The organism is bacterium, from assembly GCA_035945995.1.
GTDB lineage: Bacteria > Sysuimicrobiota > Sysuimicrobiia > Sysuimicrobiales > Segetimicrobiaceae > DASSJF01.
The window spans coordinates 1-18,449 of record DASYZR010000141.1; the positions used below are offsets into that span (position 1 = coordinate 1).

General features: G+C 68.9%; 21 protein-coding genes. 12 read left to right on the forward strand and 9 right to left on the reverse strand.

All coding sequences use genetic code 11. The features are described 5' to 3' along the window. Window positions 1–961 precede the first annotated feature (961 nt). Entirely contained in the window at window positions 962–1,228 is a 267-nt protein-coding gene (locus tag VGZ23_15900; protein HEV2359076.1) for a hypothetical protein, read from the reverse strand. A gap of 145 nt (window positions 1,229–1,373) precedes the next feature. Here VGZ23_15900 and VGZ23_15905 point away from each other — a divergent pair, with 145 nt between their 5' ends. Continuing rightward, window positions 1,374–2,318 (forward strand): amidohydrolase family protein, encoded by a 945-nt coding sequence (locus VGZ23_15905; protein ID HEV2359077.1) that lies wholly within the window; start codon window positions 1,374–1,376, stop codon window positions 2,316–2,318. Between the two features lie 23 nt (window positions 2,319–2,341). Here the strand turns inward: VGZ23_15905 and VGZ23_15910 are convergent, their stop codons facing one another. The 3 genes from VGZ23_15910 to VGZ23_15920 all read right to left on the reverse strand — a co-directional run bounded on the left by VGZ23_15910 (window position 2,342) and on the right by VGZ23_15920 (window position 3,261). Next, window positions 2,342–2,536 (reverse strand): hypothetical protein, encoded by a 195-nt coding sequence (locus VGZ23_15910; GenBank protein ID HEV2359078.1) that lies wholly within the window; start codon window positions 2,534–2,536, stop codon window positions 2,342–2,344. A gap of 135 nt (window positions 2,537–2,671) precedes the next feature. Then, window positions 2,672–2,878 (reverse strand): hypothetical protein, encoded by a 207-nt coding sequence (locus VGZ23_15915; GenBank protein HEV2359079.1) that lies wholly within the window; start codon window positions 2,876–2,878, stop codon window positions 2,672–2,674. A gap of 14 nt (window positions 2,879–2,892) precedes the next feature. After that, a complete protein-coding gene (locus tag VGZ23_15920; GenBank protein HEV2359080.1) occupies window positions 2,893–3,261 on the reverse strand; it encodes a hypothetical protein in 369 nt (122 codons plus the stop codon). A 179-nt stretch (window positions 3,262–3,440) separates the two neighbouring features. Between VGZ23_15920 and otnI the strand changes: the two genes are divergently transcribed. Genes otnI through VGZ23_15940 form a run of 4 tightly spaced genes read left to right on the forward strand, consistent with a single transcriptional unit; the run spans window position 3,441 to window position 7,077 of the window. Beyond that, window positions 3,441–4,226, forward strand: a complete 786-nt coding sequence (gene otnI, locus VGZ23_15925; GenBank protein ID HEV2359081.1) for a 2-oxo-tetronate isomerase — start codon at window positions 3,441–3,443, stop codon at window positions 4,224–4,226. A gap of 30 nt (window positions 4,227–4,256) precedes the next feature. Further along, window positions 4,257–5,522 (forward strand): 3-oxo-tetronate kinase, encoded by a 1,266-nt coding sequence (gene otnK, locus VGZ23_15930; GenBank protein HEV2359082.1) that lies wholly within the window; start codon window positions 4,257–4,259, stop codon window positions 5,520–5,522. After that, window positions 5,510–6,142, forward strand: coding sequence for a 3-oxo-tetronate 4-phosphate decarboxylase (gene otnC, locus VGZ23_15935; protein ID HEV2359083.1), 633 nt, complete (start codon window positions 5,510–5,512; stop codon window positions 6,140–6,142). The genes otnK and otnC overlap by 13 nt, the downstream gene beginning before the upstream one ends. Before the next feature lie 17 nt (window positions 6,143–6,159). Beyond that, window positions 6,160–7,077, forward strand: coding sequence for an NAD(P)H-binding protein (locus tag VGZ23_15940; GenBank protein ID HEV2359084.1), 918 nt, complete (start codon window positions 6,160–6,162; stop codon window positions 7,075–7,077). A 39-nt stretch (window positions 7,078–7,116) separates the two neighbouring features. Here the strand turns inward: VGZ23_15940 and VGZ23_15945 are convergent, their stop codons facing one another. The 5 genes from VGZ23_15945 to VGZ23_15965 form a co-directional block, all read right to left on the reverse strand. Then, window positions 7,117–8,466 carry a TRAP transporter large permease gene (locus VGZ23_15945; protein ID HEV2359085.1) on the reverse strand — a complete coding sequence of 450 codons (1,350 nt, stop codon included), beginning with the start codon at window positions 8,464–8,466 and terminating at the stop codon, window positions 7,117–7,119. Between the two features lie 12 nt (window positions 8,467–8,478). Further along, a complete protein-coding gene (locus tag VGZ23_15950) occupies window positions 8,479–9,129 on the reverse strand; it encodes a TRAP transporter small permease subunit (protein ID HEV2359086.1) in 651 nt (216 codons plus the stop codon). Window position 9,130: 1 nt separating this feature from the next. Further along, complete coding sequence (locus tag VGZ23_15955; GenBank protein HEV2359087.1) at window positions 9,131–10,138, reverse strand: TRAP transporter substrate-binding protein; 1,008 nt, start codon at window positions 10,136–10,138, stop codon at window positions 9,131–9,133. Window positions 10,139–10,234: 96 nt separating this feature from the next. Beyond that, the gene (locus VGZ23_15960) at window positions 10,235–11,407 is read right to left on the reverse strand and encodes a glycoside hydrolase family 88 protein (GenBank protein HEV2359088.1); all 1,173 of its coding nucleotides are present in this window, start codon (window positions 11,405–11,407) and stop codon (window positions 10,235–10,237) included. After that, the gene (locus tag VGZ23_15965) at window positions 11,404–11,922 is read right to left on the reverse strand and encodes a MaoC/PaaZ C-terminal domain-containing protein (GenBank protein HEV2359089.1); all 519 of its coding nucleotides are present in this window, start codon (window positions 11,920–11,922) and stop codon (window positions 11,404–11,406) included. The genes VGZ23_15960 and VGZ23_15965 overlap by 4 nt, the downstream gene beginning before the upstream one ends. Between VGZ23_15965 and VGZ23_15970 the strand changes: the two genes are divergently transcribed. The 7 genes from VGZ23_15970 to VGZ23_16000 all read left to right on the forward strand — a co-directional run bounded on the left by VGZ23_15970 (window position 11,916) and on the right by VGZ23_16000 (window position 18,447). Beyond that, a complete protein-coding gene (locus tag VGZ23_15970) occupies window positions 11,916–13,139 on the forward strand; it encodes a CoA transferase (protein HEV2359090.1) in 1,224 nt (407 codons plus the stop codon). The two genes, VGZ23_15965 and VGZ23_15970, sit on opposite strands and share 7 nt — an antisense overlap. A gap of 45 nt (window positions 13,140–13,184) precedes the next feature. Further along, on the forward strand, window positions 13,185–13,958 hold the full coding sequence (locus VGZ23_15975) for an enoyl-CoA hydratase/isomerase family protein (GenBank protein HEV2359091.1): 774 nt from the start codon (window positions 13,185–13,187) through the stop codon (window positions 13,956–13,958). A 12-nt stretch (window positions 13,959–13,970) separates the two neighbouring features. Next, window positions 13,971–14,672 (forward strand): alpha/beta fold hydrolase, encoded by a 702-nt coding sequence (locus VGZ23_15980; GenBank protein ID HEV2359092.1) that lies wholly within the window; start codon window positions 13,971–13,973, stop codon window positions 14,670–14,672. Beyond that, window positions 14,669–15,067, forward strand: coding sequence for a RidA family protein (locus VGZ23_15985; protein HEV2359093.1), 399 nt, complete (start codon window positions 14,669–14,671; stop codon window positions 15,065–15,067). Before VGZ23_15980 ends, VGZ23_15985 begins: the two co-directional genes overlap by 4 nt. 73 nt (window positions 15,068–15,140) lie before the next feature. Next, window positions 15,141–15,818 (forward strand): GntR family transcriptional regulator, encoded by a 678-nt coding sequence (locus tag VGZ23_15990; protein HEV2359094.1) that lies wholly within the window; start codon window positions 15,141–15,143, stop codon window positions 15,816–15,818. Next, window positions 15,815–16,891: a pyridoxal-phosphate dependent enzyme gene (locus VGZ23_15995; protein HEV2359095.1), complete on the forward strand. Its 1,077-nt coding sequence runs from the start codon at window positions 15,815–15,817 to the stop codon at window positions 16,889–16,891. Before VGZ23_15990 ends, VGZ23_15995 begins: the two co-directional genes overlap by 4 nt. Next, window positions 16,891–18,447 carry an ABC transporter substrate-binding protein gene (locus VGZ23_16000; protein ID HEV2359096.1) on the forward strand — a complete coding sequence of 519 codons (1,557 nt, stop codon included), beginning with the start codon at window positions 16,891–16,893 and terminating at the stop codon, window positions 18,445–18,447. The genes VGZ23_15995 and VGZ23_16000 overlap by 1 nt, the downstream gene beginning before the upstream one ends. Window positions 18,448–18,449: the final 2 nt, after the last annotated feature.

Consider the following 18,449-nt stretch of genomic DNA (forward strand, 5'->3'; position numbering starts at 1 on the left):
CGGCCAGCCGGCGCGCGACAAACCGCAGTCGTTCGTCCATCACCGAACACTCCTTCCAGGGCATCGCTCCCCCCCTTTCAGAGGGAGGAGGTGTTACCCATGTGTCCGGTACAACCTGTTACCTATGTCTCGGGTCGGTCAGGGCTGGCGAAGGTGTCAGAAAAGCAGGCCCCCAGTTACCCCCCAACCTGCGACGGAGATCACGTCCTTGGCTGTTAACCGGAGGGTTGCAGGTTCGAGTCATGCCCGAGGAGCCAAGCAATGCTCCCAGCGTGTTGCGTCTAGCCTGCTACTCCCCTGCTACCAATGGCCAGAGAAAGCCCATATCAGATCGAACTGTCCGTCGAGACCCGCAAGACGCTGGAGGCCATTGCGGGGAAGTATTCGTCATCGTATCGTAATGTCGTGCGGGCAAAGGTCGTGCTCTACGCCGCACCGTTCCTTCGGCCGGAAATCTTAGCTTCAAGCGCAAGGCATCCTTCGTGCGCCGCGTCGTCCGAGACTACGTTGCCGCGCCCATCGACCGCCGTTTCCCTACCGCGCGGGCGGGATTCGAGTGTCACCCTGGGGCCGCTGCTCCCAGGCGCGGAGCCGGTCCTCCGCAACACCTGTCGCGGTAAGAACCGGCTGAATCGCCTCCTCAGTGAAACGGTCATTCCCGAACACGACAACAGCGCGGTAGTGGACCGCCGAGATCCCGATCCGTTGCGCGGCCTGCTCGACGCTCACACGTGAGCGGAGTTGCCGGTATTGAACAGGGTTTTGTGTTCGAGGGGAAGCCATGCATTGCGCTTCATTCTGTTCGGGGAAAAGCATCCTGCCGAACGAACAAAAACGAAAGGGAGGATACCGAAGCACCCTCCCCGACAATCGCGCAAATCAAAAAAAGAGTCTTCATGGCACTCAGTTCTTTCATGCCTTCCTCCATCGTTAGGAACGGCAATACTCTGACGCTGTTCCACTAGGCTAGTCCGCTTTCGGAAATGAATTGATCCACGGCTTCAGCCTTGGCCGCCTCCACGACAACGACACTAATATGCTCACGGCTCACAAACGGCCCCGCAACAAGATTGACGCCAAGCCGCTTCGCCAGCGCCGGGATTTCCGGTGCCCGCTTGAGCAACAGGTCTCGCGTTTTCGCGTTCGAGGTGGGGCATATCTCCGCGCCATGGGAGGCGAGCAAAACGAAATGCATTGAAACGACCTCTTCGCTCGACTTTGGTGCCACCCTCCATCCCACCCGACGCCTGATGTGACCTGCCGAAATGCAGTAGCCGTTTTTCGGTCGGTTGCCCGTGCCGCCACCATTACCACTGCTACCACCGTGATACTGAGCCTGGACATGAACGACAGGGCCGGTCGGGGACCGCACCGTGGGGGGCCGCATCCAGCGTTACAATCTGAGCGCCGAGCAGCGGCAGCGCGAGCCGCGCACCCCCGACGTCGGGGTGGTCAAGAAGGCGATGGACGCCATCGGGATCGACTACGCCAACCTCTTCCCGACCGCGCTCCTCAACATGGGAATCCTGCCCGAGGTGGATGTCCAGGTGGCCGTCAGCCGCGCCTACGCTCGGTGGATCACCGAGCGCGTGCTCCCCGAGGAGCCGCGGTTGCGCACGATGATTTCCCTGCCGTTCAACGACCCCGATGCCAGCGGGGAGATGGTCGAGGAGTTCGCCGATCGCCGCGGCGTCATTGGCTTCGTCGTCGGCAGCACCTTCCACCGGCCGGTCCATCACCGCAGTTACATGAAGGTCTATGCGGCGATCGAGGAGCGAGGCATGCCCCTTGCCTTCCACTCGACGTACAACTGGCAGGATCGCCTGACCGAGCAGTTCAACAAATTCCTCTCCGCGCACGGCGTCGGCCGCACACTCTACAACATCGTGCACCTCACCAACTTGGTGGTGAATGGCATTCCCGAGCGCTTCCCGCGCCTGAAGCTTGTCTGGATGGAGAGCGGCGTCGCCTGGATCCCATTCCTCATGCAGCGCCTGGACAATGAGTACATGATGCGTTCTTCAGAGGCTCCTCTCTTGAAGAAGCGGCCCAGCGAGTACATGTGCGAGTTCTATTACACCGTCCAGCCGATGGAGCGCTCCAATCTTGATCTGCTCGAGGCGACGTTCGCGGCCATCCACGCGGACACACAGGTCCTCTACGCATCAGACTATCCGCACTGGGACTTCGACCTGCCGAGCAGCATCTACGACCTTCCGTTTCTTTCGGAGGACGCCAAGCGCCGCATCCTCGGGGGGAACGCCATCAACCTGTACGGTCTGCCCTCGGCCACCACGAAAGTCGCGGTGGCAAGCTGACCCAACGGAGGGAGACGCCGCGCCTAGGGCTTCGTGCCGCCCACTTGGTTCTTGAGCACCTCTTGCGCGTGCTCTGACGCGGCGCCGGCGGCTCGCTGGGCCGCGCCGACGGCGGTTCCAGACGACGGTCCCTTCGCCAGCTGCGTCGCCTGCTTCAGGCTCAGCGAGACAACCAGCGCGAGCGCGATGAGGAGACCCAAAGCCCCGACGTAGCGCATCTGTATGCTCCCGGGTCGGAACGACCCCAACATGCGGTGGCCTTGTGCCCGGTCCCGCGTGGGATGTATGCCCCGGTCGGCGCGCGGCCAGACGGTTGGAGCGGCCTCTGCGGCCTCGTGCGCGCAGAGACCACGCTATACCGGTCCGCCGGCCTTCGGCGGCGATTCTTGGCCCGAGGAGCGGCTCGTGGAATCGCTTTGCGCGACCGGGGAAACGGTCACGCGGCGGTGGCCGGTGGACTCCTCGTGCATCCGCTTGGCGGCGTCGGCGTGCTCGCGATGCACCGCGTGCATGTTCCACTGACACTCCGGGCAGGTGGCCTGCCACCCTCGCAAGGTCATCGTGGTCCTCCCGTTTACGGGCGATTCCCGCTGCGCCAGCCCGGGTGGTGCCGGAAGAACCCCGTCGTGCCGATTCGATAAACCTGCTCTTCCTGGTACGCGGGGCACTGCTCCGCCTCCGCCGCCGAGATGCGCAGCGAAACCGCCCGTTCCGTGATGCGGGCGACCATGGCGGCGGACGCCATCCGGTGCGTGGTCCACAGGTGGTGCCGGAAGCCGACGCCGTCGAAGATATCACGATCGGGATCTCCCAGAACGTGCGTCACATGACCGATGGGCGTGCCGTCCGAAGCGAGCACCGCCATGCCAGACTCGATGAGGCGCCACGAAACCTCTTCCGTGCCGTTGTCGCGCTGCGAAGCGCCCTCCTGCGAATCTCGCACGGTCCGTCACCGCCCAACAGAGTGATTTCTGAGCTCCGCTGTACTCTTCGACTGCGCCCGGCGAATCCCCGGCGCCTCCTTCCGGCGGCCGGTTCCGCCGTCAGGCGGGCATTCTGCGCTCGATCGTCGAAAGGGACGTCGGCGACGATCCGCGGGAAGACGGTCGTGGAGATGCAGCCGTGCCGAAGCTCGCGGCCAATCTGACCATGATGTTTCAGGAAGTGAGTTTTCTCGACCGCTTCGCCGCGGCCGCGGAGGCGGGCTTCACCGGCGTCGAGTATCTCTTCCCCTACGATTTCCCGCCGTCCGAGATCGCCGGGCACCTCGCGCGGTACGGCCTGACGCCGGCGCTCTTCAACCTGCCGCCGGGCGACTGGGCCAAGGGCGAGCGCGGTACGGCGGCCTTGCCGGGCCGAGAGGATGAGTTCATGGCCGGGATGGAGCGTGCGCTCGAGCACGCGCTCGCGGCCGGGTGCACGCGGCTTCATGCCATGGCCGGGATCTGGCCCGCGGGGCGGGACCGGCGCGAAGGGACCGCGGTCTTCGTCGCGAACCTCCGGCGTGCCGCCGACCGCGCCGCGGCGCACGGCGTCAGCGTGCTGATCGAGCCGATCAACAGGCGCGACATGCCCGGCTACTTCCTCACCACGACCCGCGAGGCCGCGGCGATCCTGCGCGAGGTGGGCCGCGACAACGTGAAGCTGCAGCTCGACCTGTACCACTGCCAGATCATGGAGGGCGATCTCGCCGCGCACGTTCGCGATCTGGCCGGCGAGTACGCCCACGTGCAGATCGCCGGCGTTCCCGAGCGTCACGAGCCGGACCGTGGCGAGGTCAATTACTCCTATCTGCTCGAGCTGCTGGACGAGCTCGGCTACGACGGGTGGGTCGGCTGCGAATACCGGCCCGCCGGCGATACCCGCGCCGGCTTGGGATGGGCGCGACGCTGGGGTGTCGCGGCCTGACGCCGCGGACGGCGGCCCCGCGCGCGGACCATGGCGATGCTGCTCGGGGCGATTGCGGACGACCTCACGGGCGCGACGGACCTGGCGAACACGCTGACTCGGCGCGGCATGCGCACCGTTCAGCTGATCGGCCCGCCGGGTCACGCCGCGCCCGAGGCGGTCGATGCGGTGGTGATCGCCCTCAAGAGCCGCACGATCCCGGCGCCGGAGGCGGTCGCGCAGTCGCTCGCCGCGCTGGCGTGGCTGCGGGGCGGCGGCGCGGGACAGATCGTGTTCAAGTACTGCTCGACCTTCGATTCGACCGACCGCGGCAACATCGGTCCGGTGGCCGATGCGCTACTCGACGCGCTGGGCGCCGATTTTACCGTGTTCTGTCCCGCCTTTCCCGAAAACGGCCGGACGGTCTACCGCGGATACCTCTTCGTCGGAGACGTGCTGTTGTCCGAATCCGGGATGCGGGATCATCCGCTGACGCCGATGCGCGACGGGAACCTGGTGCGCGTGCTCGGCCGGCAGACGCCTCACAAGGTTGGGCTGGTACCCCTCGCCGCGGTGCGCCGCGGCGTGGACGCGGTGCGCGGCGAATTCGCGCGGCTGCGCCGTGACGGCCGCCGGCACGCCATCCTCGACGCGGTCGACGACGCCGATCTCCTGACCATCGGCGCGTCGGTGTCCGGTCTCGCTCTCGTGACCGGCGGGTCGGGCATCGCGCTCGGCCTGCCGGAGAACTTTCGCCGCGCCGGGCGGCTCGAGTCCGTGCAGCCGGCGGACCGGCTGCCCCGCGTGCGCGGAGCGGCGGCCGTGATCTCCGGCTCGTGCTCGACGGCGACGCTGGCGCAGGTGGCGGTTATGCGTGCGACGCATCCCGTCTTCGACGTGGACCCGATGGCGCTGGCCGCCGGCGAGCCGGTCGTCGCGCGTGCGCTTGACTGGGCGGGGCCGCGTCTCGGCGCGAAACCGCTGCTGGTCTCGGCGAGCGCCCCGCCCGACCGCGTGCGCGTCATTCAAGACTCTTTGGGCCGCGAGCGTGCGGGGCGCCTTGTCGAGGACGCGTTGGCCGGCATTGCCCGCGGGCTCGTCGAGCGCGGCGTTCGCCGCCTGGTCGTCGCCGGCGGCGAGACCTCCGGCGCCGTCGTGCAGGCGCTCGGCGTGACCGGGCTGCGGATCGGCTCGCAGATCGATCCCGGCGTGCCCTGGACGGCGAGTCTCGGCGAGCCGGCGATCGCGCTGGCGCTCAAGTCCGGCAATTTCGGCGGGGAGGATTTCTTCGTGAGGGCATTCGCATGTCTCGACTGAGCGAAGCGGCGGTGCGCGAGGAGATCTGCCGGCTCGGGGCGTCCCTGTTTGCGCGCGGTCTGAGCGTCGGGAGCGCCGGCAACATCAGCGTGCGGCTCGAGGACGGCTGGCTCATGACGCCGACGAACGTCTCGCTCGGGCGGCTCGATCCGGCGAGGCTCGCGAAGCTCGATGCGACCGGCACGCTCGTCGCCGGCGACCCGCCGACCAAGGAGAGCGTCCTTCATCGCGTCATGTACGAGGAGCGGCCGCAGGCCGGGGCGGTGGTGCATCTGCACTCGACCTACTCGGTCGCCGTCTCCGCGCTGGCGGACGTCGACCACGCAAACGTGCTGCCGCCGATCACCGCCTACTACGTGATGCGCGTCGGCCGGCTGCCGCTCGTGCCCTACTATCCGCCGGGGGACCGCGGTCTCGCCGAGGCCGTGCGGGGGCTGGCCGGCCGGCACCACGCGGTTCTCCTCGCCAATCACGGTCCGGTGGTGGCCGGCACCTCGCTGGACGCCGCCGCCAGCGCCATCGAGGAGCTCGAGGAGACGGCCAAGCTCTTTCTGATCCTGCGGGGCTCCAAGGTCCGTCTGCTCACCGAGGAGCAGGTGGCTGCCCTGAAGCCGATCTGACATCCGGACTCGCCGCGATGGACGATGACGAGATTCACGTCGCCACGGGAGCGTTCGGCTTCAGCGGGCGCGCCATCACCCGCCGGCTTCTCGCCACCGGCCGGCGCGTGCTCACGCTCACCGGCCATCCGGCCCGGCCGAACCCGTTCGGCGACCGGGTCCGGGTGGCGCCGTACCGGTTTGACGATCCGAACGAACTGGCCCGGACGCTGCGCGGAGCGGCCGTCCTGTACAATACCTACTGGGTCCGGTTTCCGCACCGGGGCACGACGTTCGACACGGCGGTCGAGAGCACCAGGGTGCTCGTTCAGGCCTGCCGGGCCGCGGACGTCCGCCGGATCGTCCACTTGAGCGTGACGAACGCCGCCGAAGACTCACCGCTCCCGTATTTTCGCGGCAAGGCCGTGGTGGAGCGGATCATCCGGGAGTCCGGCCTGTCCTACGCCATCCTTCGGCCGGCGCTCGTGTACGGCTCCGGCGACATCCTGGTCAACAACATCGCGTGGTTCCTGCGGCGCAGCCCGGTGTTCCCGGTCATGGGCAACGGCGGCTACCGGTTGCAGTGCGTGGACGTCGACGACCTGGCGGAGATCGCGGTCGAGGCCGGCGCGGGTTCGGAGAACGCCGTCGCCGACGTCGTGGGGCCCGAGACGCATACCTTCGACGGCGTGGTGCGGCTCATCGCCCGGGCGGTCGGGAGCCGCGCGCGTCTCCTCCACACCCCTCCCGGCGTCGTGCGGGCGCTGCTCGCGGCGGCCGGCGCCGTCGTCCGCGACGTCGTGCTCACCCGTGGTGAGATCGCGGGGTTGATGGCCGAATTGCTCGTCTCGGTCTGTCCGCCGATCGCGCGCGGGCGTTTCAGCGATTGGGTGGCGCGACACGGCGAAACGCTCGGCCGGACGTACGCCTCGGAGCTGGCCCGGCATTTTCGCTGACGTCTGGACGGCTCGTACCCACCACACTCGGCCCGGCGGCTACGGCGGCGGGCAGATGTAGCCGGGCCCGTTTTGGTTGGGAAAGCACCCGACCGACTGTGGAAGGATCAGGCGCGGCAGCCACAACACCACGTTCGGGAACAGAATGATCAACGTGATGACGAGAAAGAAGACGGCGTACAAGGGGACCGATTGGCGGAGGGCGCGGCTGAACGGAACGCCGGCCAGGGTCGAGGCCAGCAACAGGATCAGCCCGTAGGGCGGGGTGATCAGGCCGAACGCGAGGCTCACGATCACGAGCACGCCCATATGCACCGGGTTGATGTGCCCCAGCTGCGTCAGCGAGAGGATGATGGGCATGAAGATCGCGATCGCCGGCGCCCCGTCGAGGAAATCGCCGGCGATGGTGAGGACGAGCACCATCGCGTACATGATGACGATCCGGTTGCCGCCCGCGAGCGCTTCAATCCAGCCCCTGACGATCGTCGGACCGCCGAGATACGCAAGCAGCCATCCCACGGCCGAGGCGCTCGCGACCGCCGCCATCGGGAGGGAGTAGAGGACGGCCGCCTCCATGAAATCGCGAGGCAGGTGGCGGATGTGCCCCCGGTTCAGCAGCGGCAGGAGCACGACGAGGATGTACGTGACCGCGATCATGCCGGCCTCGGCGGGCGTGATGATGCCGAAGCCGACGCCGCCGACGATGATGATCGGGATCATCAGCGGCAGCAGCGCCGCGCGCGTTGCGCCGGCCATCTGGCCGAGCGTCGCCCGCTGCTTGCGGATGCCGGGCGGGCCGAAGACGTAACTGTAGACCATCAACCCGACCCCGACCATGAGCCCGGGGGTGGCTCCGCCGAGAAACAGGCCCGCGATCGACACGCTTCCGACCGCCCCGTAGATAATGGCCATGATGCTCGGCGGCACCATCGCCGCGATGGTCGAGGCGGCGGCGACCAGCGCGGCGGAGAAGGCGGGATTGTATCCCTCTCGTTCCATGTAGGGCATGACGACCGTGCTGATGGCGGCGACGTCGGCCGTCATCGAGCCCGAAATGCCGGCAAAGAGCATGCTCGAAACGCTGACCACATGCGCGAGGCCGCTGCGGAAGTGGCCGACGAGCGCCTGCGCGAAGCTGATCAGCCGCCAGGTGATGTTCGCGGACGTCATCATGTCGCCGGTCAGCAGAAAGAACGGAATCGCCAGGAACTCGAGCTGGTTGATGCCGTTGAACATCTGCCCGACGATCGAGGCGAGCGTGATCTTGGTGAACAGCGTCGTGGTCACCAGCGCCCCCGCGATGAGGGCGAACGCCACCGGCACCCCCTGGTAGCCGAGATAGATGAACGTCACGATCATCACGATCAGGGCGACGGCGTTGGTATCCATCCGGGGCGGCTTTTACGTCACCGGCAATCCGTGGGTCCCGGGCGACGTGTCGGCCGGCGACTCGTAGCCGCGGCGCCAGCCGTTGACCAGCTCCTCGATCGTGAAGAGCGCGGCCAGGGCGCCTCCCACCGGAATCGCGGCGTACAGCACGGCGATGGGCGTGACCGACGGCATCAGGAAACTTCCGAACCCGTTGAGATAGTTGCGATAGCCGAACACGATCATGCACACGGCGGTGCCGAGAATCACCAGCCGGTTGAGCGTCTCGACCAGCAGGCGTTTGCGGCCGCGCAGGGACTGTCCGAGCGCGGTCAGTCGGAAGTGCTGGTCCCGGCGGACCGCCACGCCCATGCCCAGGAACACGCCCCAGACGAAGAAGCCGATTTCGAACTCCCCCGCGTCGAGCCATGGGCGGTCGATCGTGCGGAAGCTGACGTCGGCCAGCTCGCAGAGGGTGAAGCCGAGCAGCAGCAGGGCGCAGACGACCATGAGGAATCGCTCCAGGACGTCGAGCGCCGGCCACTTGAGATGCCGGGACGCGCGGACGGTGATCCGCTGCTTGGGCGCCAGGACGACGCCCGCGGCGAGGGCCCCTTCCTCACCCGGGCTCCCGGCGTCAGCCGGGGCGTTCCCGCGCGCGGGGACGCCGGCCCGCCTCGGCACGTTACGTCACATTGCGCACGAGCTTCAGGAGCTGGACCGCGTACGGGCCCAGCTCCTGAGCCTGCGGATCCTGCAGCGGAGCCGCGAGCGTCACGAAGCTCTGCTTGTCGACCTTCTGGTTGAATTTCACCCCGAGCCCCTGCAGCGTCTTGACCGCGGCGGCGTCGTTCACGAGCGCCTGCCGCGCCGCCCGCGGCAGGGCATAGCCGGCCGCCGCCTCCACCCATTGCTGCTGCTGGGCGGAGAGACTGTCCCACGTCTTCTGGCTCATCCAGAGTTGGTTGTTGTTGGCCTCGTGCTGCGTCTTCGAGAGCACCGGGGCCGCTTCGTAGTGCTTGTTCTTGAGGTAGATGTCGTTCCCGTTTTCGGCGATCTGCACGAGTCCGGTCTGCAGCGACGTGTACACCTGTCCGAACGGCATGTGCACCGGCACCGCGCGGTAGGCGCTGAAGAACGCGTCTTCGGTCTTCGTCGCCTGCACCCGCACCTTCTTCCCCACCAGGTCGTGCGCGCCCGTGACGGCGAACTTGGCATACATGTTCCGGAAGCCCAGCGTCATCAGGCCGAGCGACCGCGCGCCCGTCGTATTGTCGAGAATCATCTTCTTGAAGTACGCGTTGATGCCGGGGTTCGTCACCGAATCGAGGAGATGTTTCTCGTCGCGAAAGATGAAATGAAGCGAAAACACGCCGGCCTGCGGCACGACGGTCGCGGTATTCGCGGTGGCGTTGATCGCGAAGTCGATGTCGCCCGTGCGGACTTTCTGCGCCATCTCCGGTTCCTGCCCGAGCGCCGCGTTGGGGAACTGCCGGATGGCGAGCGTGCCGCCGCTCAACTGCTGCAGATGTTCCTGGAACCGGTCGGCCATGAAGCCGTAGGCGGTTTCGTGAGGTTGATCGTAGCCAAAGGTGAACGTCCGCGCGGCGCCCGCGGCCTGGACCCGCCTCACGCCCCACGCCGCTCCGGCCAGGGCGATTGTTCCACGCACGAACGAGCGTCTCGTCAGCATGCGCGACCTCCGGTCGTGGCGTCTTGGCCTGACCGAACGCGGTGCTGGTCCCGCCAAGGGTCCCACTGTTTTGCACATGGGGGCCGGGTCTCCTTCCTACCCTGGAAGAACCGGGCGTCCGGCCGCCGGCACCCGCCCCAGGCTGCGCAGATAGAAGTAGTCGCCCCAGATGAGCGCGGAGTCGACGCCCTCCCGGTGCGGGCGCGAGTAGCAGCCGTGGAGCAGCACCCCGTCGATCTCCTCGGGGGCGCGGTTCTGGCAGTGCGCCGCCAGCGCCTCGAGAAGCGACGCGGCCTCGTCGCGGTAGCGCCGCGCGCGGGCGGGCGAGGGATGCACCGCCGAGAGTTCGAGCAGGCCGTCCGCCGCGATCGCCGCCGCCGAGCTGTCGCGCGGGGCGTCGGGGATCGCGGGATCGTCGAAGTCCCAATATGGAACGCGGTCGGCCGGCAGCCGCCGGGTGAAATAGTGGGCCGCCGCGTCCGCGGCGGCAAGGAATTGCCCGGCCCCGGTCTCACGATAAGCGATCGCGAATCCCGCGATGGCCCAGGCCTGACCCCGCGCCCAGGCGGACTCCGGCGCATGCCCCTGGAACGTCGTTTTCCGGGACACGGCGCCGGGCGTACGGCCGTAGACGACGAGGTGGTACGTGGACCCGTCCGGCCGGAAGAAGTGCCGCCGTGTAGTGGCCGCGTGCGCCGCCGCCGCCGCGGCATACCGGCCGTCACCGGTCTTCCGGGACGCCCACCACAGCAGCGGGAGGTTCATCATCGTGTCGATGGTGCTGGTCCCCACCCATTCGGGATCGCCCCGGGGTCCCCAGGCCTGAAGGTAGCCGCCGGTCTCTACGAATCTGCTGAGCAGGGTGCGGGCCGCCACGAGCGCCCGGGCGCTCAGGGCGCCGTCGTGGCCGAGCAGATCCCCGACCGCGTGGCTCGGATAGAACAGAAAGCCCAGGTCGTGGGTTCGATCGTCATGCTCGCGGCCGGCCAGACGCTCCGCCCACAGGCGGGCGGCGTCGGCGTACCGGGCATCTCCGCTCCATTGCGACGCGAGCCACAGGCATCCCACCCAGAAGCCCGCGGTCCAATTGCCGTGCCGCCATGTCGTGCCCGTCCATCGCGGCCCGTCGCTCCCGGCGAGGGTCTTCCAGCGTCCCTCCTCGGTGACGTGCGGGAACGAATCGCCGAGGCGCCGTGCGGTGTGATCGATGGCGCGCAGCGTGAGGGCGAGGCGCGCGTCGAGGCCCGGCGGCCCGCCGGCCGGCGTCATCGCGCGGCGGATGAGCCGCGGGTGGGCGGGCGCCGCGGCGCGGACGCGCCGGCGCCGATGAGCTTCAGGATGTGCGTGCCGGCGCAGACGAGGTCGTTCCGCTGGTTCTTGATCGTCACGTCGGCGAACATCCTGCCTTCCGTCTCGTCGACCCGTACCACCGTGTAGTCGACCGTGATGGTGTCCCCGATGCGCACGGGTTTGATAAACCGGATCCGATCGTAGCCGTAGGAGACGACGACCTGCGGGACCGCGGCCTGAACGCGCTGCGTCATGAGCGTCGAGGTCGTGGACATGAAGCCCACCAGCAGCGCGCCGTGGGCGATCCGGCCCGCGTACGGCGTCCCCCTCATATAGACTTCGTCCACATGGTTGGGATGCAGATCGCCGGTGATCCCGGCAAACAGGTACACGTCCGATTCGGCGATTGTCTTGCGGAACTGGACGCGTTGGCCGAGCATGCCGGTGAGGGGCTTCCGGGCCGGCGCCGTGCGGGGAGCGGCTCGCCGTGTCATCGGCGCGCAGGATTCTCCGCCGGCGCGGGCAATCCTGGGGCATGTTCCTCGCCGGCGTGAAGGTCATCAGCCTGACGCATTTTCTCCAGGGGCCGTCCGGCGTCCAGTTCCTGGCGGACCTCGGGGCGGACGTCGTGAAGGTGGAGCAGCCCGGCCGCGGCGCCTGGGAGCGCACCTGGTCGGGAGCCGGCGCGTACCTGAACGGCGAGAGCGTCTTCTACCTGCTCGCGCACCGGAACCAGCGCAGCCTGACGCTCGACCTCAAGTCGGACGCCGGCAAAGAGATCCTGTGGCGGCTGATCCGCGTCTCCGACGTGCTCGTGCAAAATTTCCGGCCCGGCGTGCTCGACCGGCACGGGTTCGGATACGACGAGCTCGCGCGCGCCAATCCACGGCTCGTCTACTGCGCCTGTTCCGGCTACGGTCCCGACGGCCCCTACCGCGAGCATCCCGGGCAGGATCTGCTGGTTCAAGGGGTCTCCGGCCTCGCGGCGATCACCGGCGCCGCCGACGATCCGCCCACCCCGGTGGGGACGGCGGTCGTCGACCAGCACGCGGCGGCGCTGCTGGCGCTGGGCGTGCTCGCGGCGCTGCACGGCCGCGCGCAGACGGGGAAGGGATGCCGCGTCGACGTCAACCTGCTATCGGCGGCGCTCGATCTGCAGATCGAACCGCTCACCTACTATCTCAACGGCGGCCGCCTGCAGCCGCGGAGCCGCGCCGGACTGTCCACGACCTTCCACGAGGCGCCGTACGGCGTCTACCGGACCCGCGACGGCTGGATCGTGGTCTCGCTCGCGCCGGTCAGCCGGCTGGCCGAGGTCACGGGCAGTGAGGCGCTGTCCGGGTTCCGGGACGACGAGCGCTTCGAGCGGCGCGAAGAAGTCTCCGCCGCACTCGGCCGGGTGCTCGCCGAGCGTCCGACCGACGAGTGGCTCGGCCTCTTCCGGCCGGCCGGCATCTGGGCCGCCCCGGTCGCGGATTACGAACAGGTCGTGAGCGATCCGCAGGTGCGCTGGAACGAATCGTTTCTCGAGTTCGACCATCCACGAGCCGGCCGCGTCCGCGTGCTCGCACATCCCATCCACTACGACGGCCGTCCGCTGCCTCTGCGGCGGCGGCCGCCGCTGCTCGGCGAGGACACCGACGAGATTCTGCGCGGCCTCGACTACACGCCCGCGGAGATCGCGCGGTTTCGAAGCGACAAGGTCGTGTGAGCGGTGCCGCGCGACGCGCTTTTGAAAGCGAGGTGATCGGGCCCGATGCTGGTCGGCCTCTCTCGCCCCGGCGACGGGGTTGCCGTGGTCGAACTGAACAACCCGCCGCTGAACCTCGTGACCCTCGATCTCACGCGGCAACTCGGCGAGGTCTTGGACGCCGTGGCCTCGGACGGCTCCGTCCGGGCCGTCATCGTCGCGGGCGCCGGCGGGCGGGCGTTCTGCGCCGGGTCGGACGTGCGAGAGTTCGCCCCGGTCAGGGACCGGGTGGTCGAGGCGAAACTCCGACGCGAGAACGCGGTCTGGACGCAACTGGAGGATCTGCCGCAGCCGACGATCGCCGCGATCGAGGGATGGGCGCTCGGCGGAGGACTGGAGCTTGCCCTGTGCTGCGATCTGCGGGTCATCGCGGAGGACGCGCGGGTGGGACTGCCCGAAGTCCATCTGGGCGTTTTCCCCGGAACCGGCGGTCCGCTCCGCCTGGCCCGGCTGATCGGCGAAAGCCGGGCAAAGAGTCTGCTCTACCTCGGCGACACGCTGGCCGCCGCGGACGCGCTCGCGCTCGGGATCGCCTATCAAACGGTCCCACGCGGGGAAGCGCGGACCGCAGCACTGGCCCTCGCCCGGCGGCTCGCGGACGCGCCGGCGCAGGCCGTCCAGGCCTGCAAGCGCGCCGTTCGCGCGGCGGGTGACATGGAGCGGGACGCGGCGCTCGAGTATGCGCTCGAGCTGAGCGGCCGCGTCTTCCGGTGCGAGGATGTGCTCGAAGGCGCTTCCGCCTTTCTCGAAAAGCGGCCGCCTCGGTTCCGGCACCGCTGAGGGAGCAGACTCATGGTCGAATCCCTGCCCGTCGTCCTCATCCCGGGCCTCCTGTGCTCGCCGCGCCTCTACGCCGAGCAGCTTCCCGCATTGTGGCGATTCGGTCCGGTGATGATCGCGGACCACACGCGCGATGACAGCGTGGCGGGGATCGCGCGCCGCGTTCTGGCGGCGGCGCCGCCTCGATTCGCCCTCGTCGGGCTGTCGATGGGCGGGTATACGGCCTTTGAAGTCATGCGCGCGTCGCCCGGCCGGGTTGCCCGGCTGGCCCTCCTCGACACGTCGGCGCGGGCGGACACGCCGGAACAAAGCGACCGCCGCCGCGCCCAGATCGCACTCGCCCAACGTGGAAGGTTTGGAGAGGTGCTCGATCCGCTGTTTCTCTCCTGGGCGCACCGTTCCCGGCGGAACGATCCCGCCCTGCGGCGCGTCGTGCAACTCATGGCGGAGGAGACGGGCCCCGAGGCGTTCGTCCGCCAGCAGACCGCCATCATGACCCGGCCCGACTCGCGGCCGGACCTCGCCGCGATTCGTTGCCCCACCCTGGTCCTCGTCGGCGACGGCGACGAGGCCACCCCGCCGGATCGGGCGGCTGAGATCGCCGACGGCATCGCGTCGGCGCGCTTGGTCTCCGTGCCCGAGTGTGGTCATCTGTCCGCGCTCGAACGGCCGTCGCACGTCACGCGGGCGCTCGTCGAGTGGCTGGAACGGTGACCCGGGCCATCCAGCGGATCCGCCTCGAGGGCGTGCTGCCCCCGCCGGTCAGCCACTACTGCGACGCGGTGCGGGCCGGGGACTTTCTGTCCATCTCGGGAATGGTCGCGATGGATCAGCACGGCCGGGTGGTCGGACCCGGCGATGCGGCCCGGCAGGCGGAGCAAATCTTCGAGCATATTTCTCGCGTGCTGGCGCACGCCGGCGCCGACTTCTCCCGCGTGACGAGCGTTCTCATCCACCTCGTCAACATGGACGACAGGGTCCGAATCAACCCGGTCCGGATGCGGTACTTCGGGGAGCACCGGCCGGCCAGCACGCTCGTACAAGTGACATCACTTATTCATCCCGACCTGCTCGTGGAGGTCACCTGCACCGCGTACATCGGGTCCTGAAAAGACGTAACTCAGCCCGGCTCTTGCGCCTGCGACAGAGGATTTCAGTTGAATCCTGCATAATGCATGTAATATGCAATCTCCATTGCGCGAAACTATCGACTTCAAGACGCGCGAGCAGGCGGCCTACGAGACCATCCGACGGGACATCATCCAAGGCCGGTGGGGTCCGGACGAGTCCCTGGTCATCAGCACGATTGCGGGGGAGCTCGGGGTCAGCCGGATCACCGTTTCGAACGCCATCAAGAGGCTCGCCGGCGAGGGGTTTGTCGGCATTGCCCCGCACAAGGAAGCCGTGGTGGCGCGCCTCGATCCCGAGGGCGTCCGCGAGATCTACCTCATGCGGGCGGAGCTCGAGGCGCTGGCCGGCAGGGAGGCCGCCCGTCGCATCACGCCGGAGGCGCTCGCGGGGGCGCACCGGCTGAACGCGGTCGTGCGCGAGCGGCGCGCCGGCCTCCCCGATGCGATCCAGGCGCTGCGCGCGGCGGATCGCGCGTTCCACCGATACGTTCGTAGTACCGCGGCCATGCCGCGTCTCGATGAGCTCCTGGAAAATCTCGCCGATCAGTGCGAATACTACCGGTCGCGACTGCTCGACCCGACCCGGCTGGCGGCGCCTGATCCGCAGGCCCACGAGGTGCTGCTGGACGCGTTGGCCGCGCACGACGGCGAGGCCGCGGCGCGTGTCATGCGGGATCACATTACGGCCGGCATGCGCACGGTGCTGGCCGCGCTGGAATACCGGCGGTGAGCCGGTCCGCGGTCGCGGCCGCCCTTGCACGGCTGCCTCGAAAAGCGCTCGTGCGGCTGCCGACCCCGTTGGAACGCGCCCCAAACCTCTCCCGCACCCTGGGGATCGACCTCTGGATCAAACGGGACGACCTGACCGGCCTGGCCCTCGGAGGCAACAAGGCGCGCAAACTCGAGTACCTGGTGGGTGACGCGCTCGCCGATGGGGCGACCTCGCTCATGACAACGGCGGCCGCGCAGTCGAACTTCTGCCGGGCAACGGCGGCGGCGGCGGCGCGCGCGGGGCTGCGGGCCCAGCTGCTGCTCAGGGGCACGGGGGCGGAACCCATTCAGGGCAATCTGCTGCTCGACCGCCTCCTCGGCGCCGACATCCGGTTCACGAGCGACATGGATCCGTACTCCGACGCGACGCGGCGCCGGCTCAGCGCCTGGGCCGATGAGGAGCGGGCGCGCGGACGCCGGCCGTATCCGATGTATTTGCACGGCGGCTCGCGCGCCGGCGCGCTGGGCACGGCCGCGTACGTGCGGGCGGCGATCGAGCTGGACGATCAGTTCGCCGCGGGCGGGATTCACCCCGCGCACGTCTACGTCGCGGCGGGGTCCGGCAGCACGCTGGCGGGACTGCTCGTCGGTGCCCGCCGGGCCGCCGAACGGCTCGCGCAGGCCCGGCTCGTGGGAGTGTGTGTCGGGGCGCTCTCGCCCGTGATCGGGCCGAAGATCCGCGAGTTTGCCCGCGCCGCCGCGGCGCTGCTCGACGCCACACCGCTCGGCGACGGCGTCGCGGCCGACGATGGCGTCACCCTCGACGACGGCCAACGCGGCGAGGCGTACGGCGTTCCCACGCCCGCGGCGCTCGACGCCATTCGCACCGCGGCGGCGGCCGACGCGGTGATCTTCAATCCGGTTTACACCGGCAAGGCGTTTGCCGCGCTGCTCGCCGACGTCGCCCGCGGCGCGGTCACGGCCGGCAGTACCGTCGTGTTCATCAACACCGGCGGCGATCCACTCGTGTTTACCCACGCGGACCGTCTGGCCGCGCATCCCACTCCCCGACCGATCCAGGAGGTGACGTGATGAGTGATGAGACCCTGGACGCCCGCGCGCGGCGGCTGACGCGGCGCCGGCTCCTCGGGACGGCGGCCACCGCGGCGGGAGGCGCCTGGGTGGGCGCCCGCGCCGGGGCGATCCCGGCGGCCTCGGCCGAGACGCGGCCCCCGGCCGGCGAGCTGCGTGTGTCGCTCCCCGCGCGCATCGTCGCGCTCGATCCGCTCGGCCCGCAGGCGGCGGAAGAATCCGTCCGCATCGTCGCCGCGCACATCTTCGACACCCTGGTCGTCGCGGACCCCCGGACGCGCGGGGTGCGGCCCGGGCTCGCGCTCAAATGGGAGACCCCCGACCCCCGCACGTGGGTGTTCACGCTGCGTCCCGGCGTCAAGTTTCACGACGGCGCGCCGCTCGGCGCGCGGGACGTCAAGGCCTCGCTGGAACGCCTGCTCCGGCTCAAGGGTCCGTACGGTCCGCTGTGGGCCGCGGTCGACACCGTCGACGCGGCGGGCGATCTGGCCGTCCGCATCCGGACGAAGACGCCGCTGGGCACGATGCTCGCCAACGCGTCCCTCCTGTCGATTCTGCCGGCGGGCAAGATGGACGCCGCCGGGTTCTTCAACCGTCCGGTCGGGTCCGGGCCGTTTGCGGTGACCGCGTACCGTCCCGACAGCGAGCTCGTGCTGGAAGCGAACCCGGGGTACTGGGGCGGCGCCCCCGGCGTTCGGACGCTGCGCTTCAAGGATATCCCGGAAATCGCCGCGCGCGTGACGGCCCTGATTACCGGGGAGATCGACCTCACGTACGGGCTGCCGCCGGACCAACTGGCGGCGCTGCGCGGCCACAACGATCTGCGCATCGTGGCCGAGCCCTCGTACCGGTACTACTTCATCTGGATGAACCTCAAGCGCGAACCGTTCACCGACGTGCGCGTCCGGCAGGCCATGATCTACGCGCTCGACATCGACACGATTCTCAACACGCTGCTGAAGGGGATCGCGCGGCGCATGACGGCGCCGATTCCCTCGACCGTGTTCGGATACGCGCCGCAGCGGCCGTACGCGTACGATCCGCAAAAGGCGAAGCAGCTGCTCGCCGCGGCCGGCCGCCCGAACGGGTTCGAGACTGCGATGATCTGGAACCCCGGCTCCGGGCCGCAGGACCGGGAGGTCGCCCAGGCGCTCTTCTCCTACTGGAGCGCGATCGGCATCCGGGTCAAAGACGCGCAGTCGGAGCGCGCGCAGTGGCTCGACCGCCTGCTCAAGCTCGACTGGGACCTCGACATGCAGACGAACGGCGTCAATACCGGCGACGCGGACTTCGTGTTGCGGCGGCTCTACACGTCGAGCGCGAACCGCATGGGGTACGCCAATCCGCAGGCCGACCGGGTGCTGCAGCTCGCGGCCGAGACGGTGGACCAGAACAAACGCAAGGTCTACTACGCGCAGGCGTGCGCGATGATCTGGGACGACGCGGTCGGCATCTACCCGTTCGAACTCATCCAGACGTACGTCGCGCGCGCGCGGGTAGTGGGCTTCACCCCGACGCCGAACTTCCCGACGTTCACGACGGTGACGGTCCGGTAGCC

Coding starts and splice junctions, on each gene's coding strand:
- VGZ23_15960 (HEV2359088.1), bottom strand. CDS start 11,407: ATGACGCCGGCCGGCGGGCCGCCGGGCCTCGACGCGCGCCTCGCCCTC.
- VGZ23_15975 (HEV2359091.1), top strand. CDS start 13,185: ATGCTGGTCGGCCTCTCTCGCCCCGGCGACGGGGTTGCCGTGGTCGAA.
- VGZ23_15980 (HEV2359092.1), top strand. CDS start 13,971: ATGGTCGAATCCCTGCCCGTCGTCCTCATCCCGGGCCTCCTGTGCTCG.
- VGZ23_15965 (HEV2359089.1), bottom strand. CDS start 11,922: ATGACACGGCGAGCCGCTCCCCGCACGGCGCCGGCCCGGAAGCCCCTC.
- VGZ23_15955 (HEV2359087.1), bottom strand. CDS start 10,138: ATGCTGACGAGACGCTCGTTCGTGCGTGGAACAATCGCCCTGGCCGGA.
- otnC (HEV2359083.1), top strand. CDS start 5,510: ATGTCTCGACTGAGCGAAGCGGCGGTGCGCGAGGAGATCTGCCGGCTC.
- VGZ23_15940 (HEV2359084.1), top strand. CDS start 6,160: ATGGACGATGACGAGATTCACGTCGCCACGGGAGCGTTCGGCTTCAGC.
- VGZ23_15910 (HEV2359078.1), bottom strand. CDS start 2,536: ATGCGCTACGTCGGGGCTTTGGGTCTCCTCATCGCGCTCGCGCTGGTT.
- otnK (HEV2359082.1), top strand. CDS start 4,257: ATGGCGATGCTGCTCGGGGCGATTGCGGACGACCTCACGGGCGCGACG.
- VGZ23_15945 (HEV2359085.1), bottom strand. CDS start 8,466: ATGGATACCAACGCCGTCGCCCTGATCGTGATGATCGTGACGTTCATC.
- VGZ23_15915 (HEV2359079.1), bottom strand. CDS start 2,878: ATGACCTTGCGAGGGTGGCAGGCCACCTGCCCGGAGTGTCAGTGGAAC.
- VGZ23_15990 (HEV2359094.1), top strand. CDS start 15,141: ATGCAATCTCCATTGCGCGAAACTATCGACTTCAAGACGCGCGAGCAG.
- VGZ23_16000 (HEV2359096.1), top strand. CDS start 16,891: ATGAGTGATGAGACCCTGGACGCCCGCGCGCGGCGGCTGACGCGGCGC.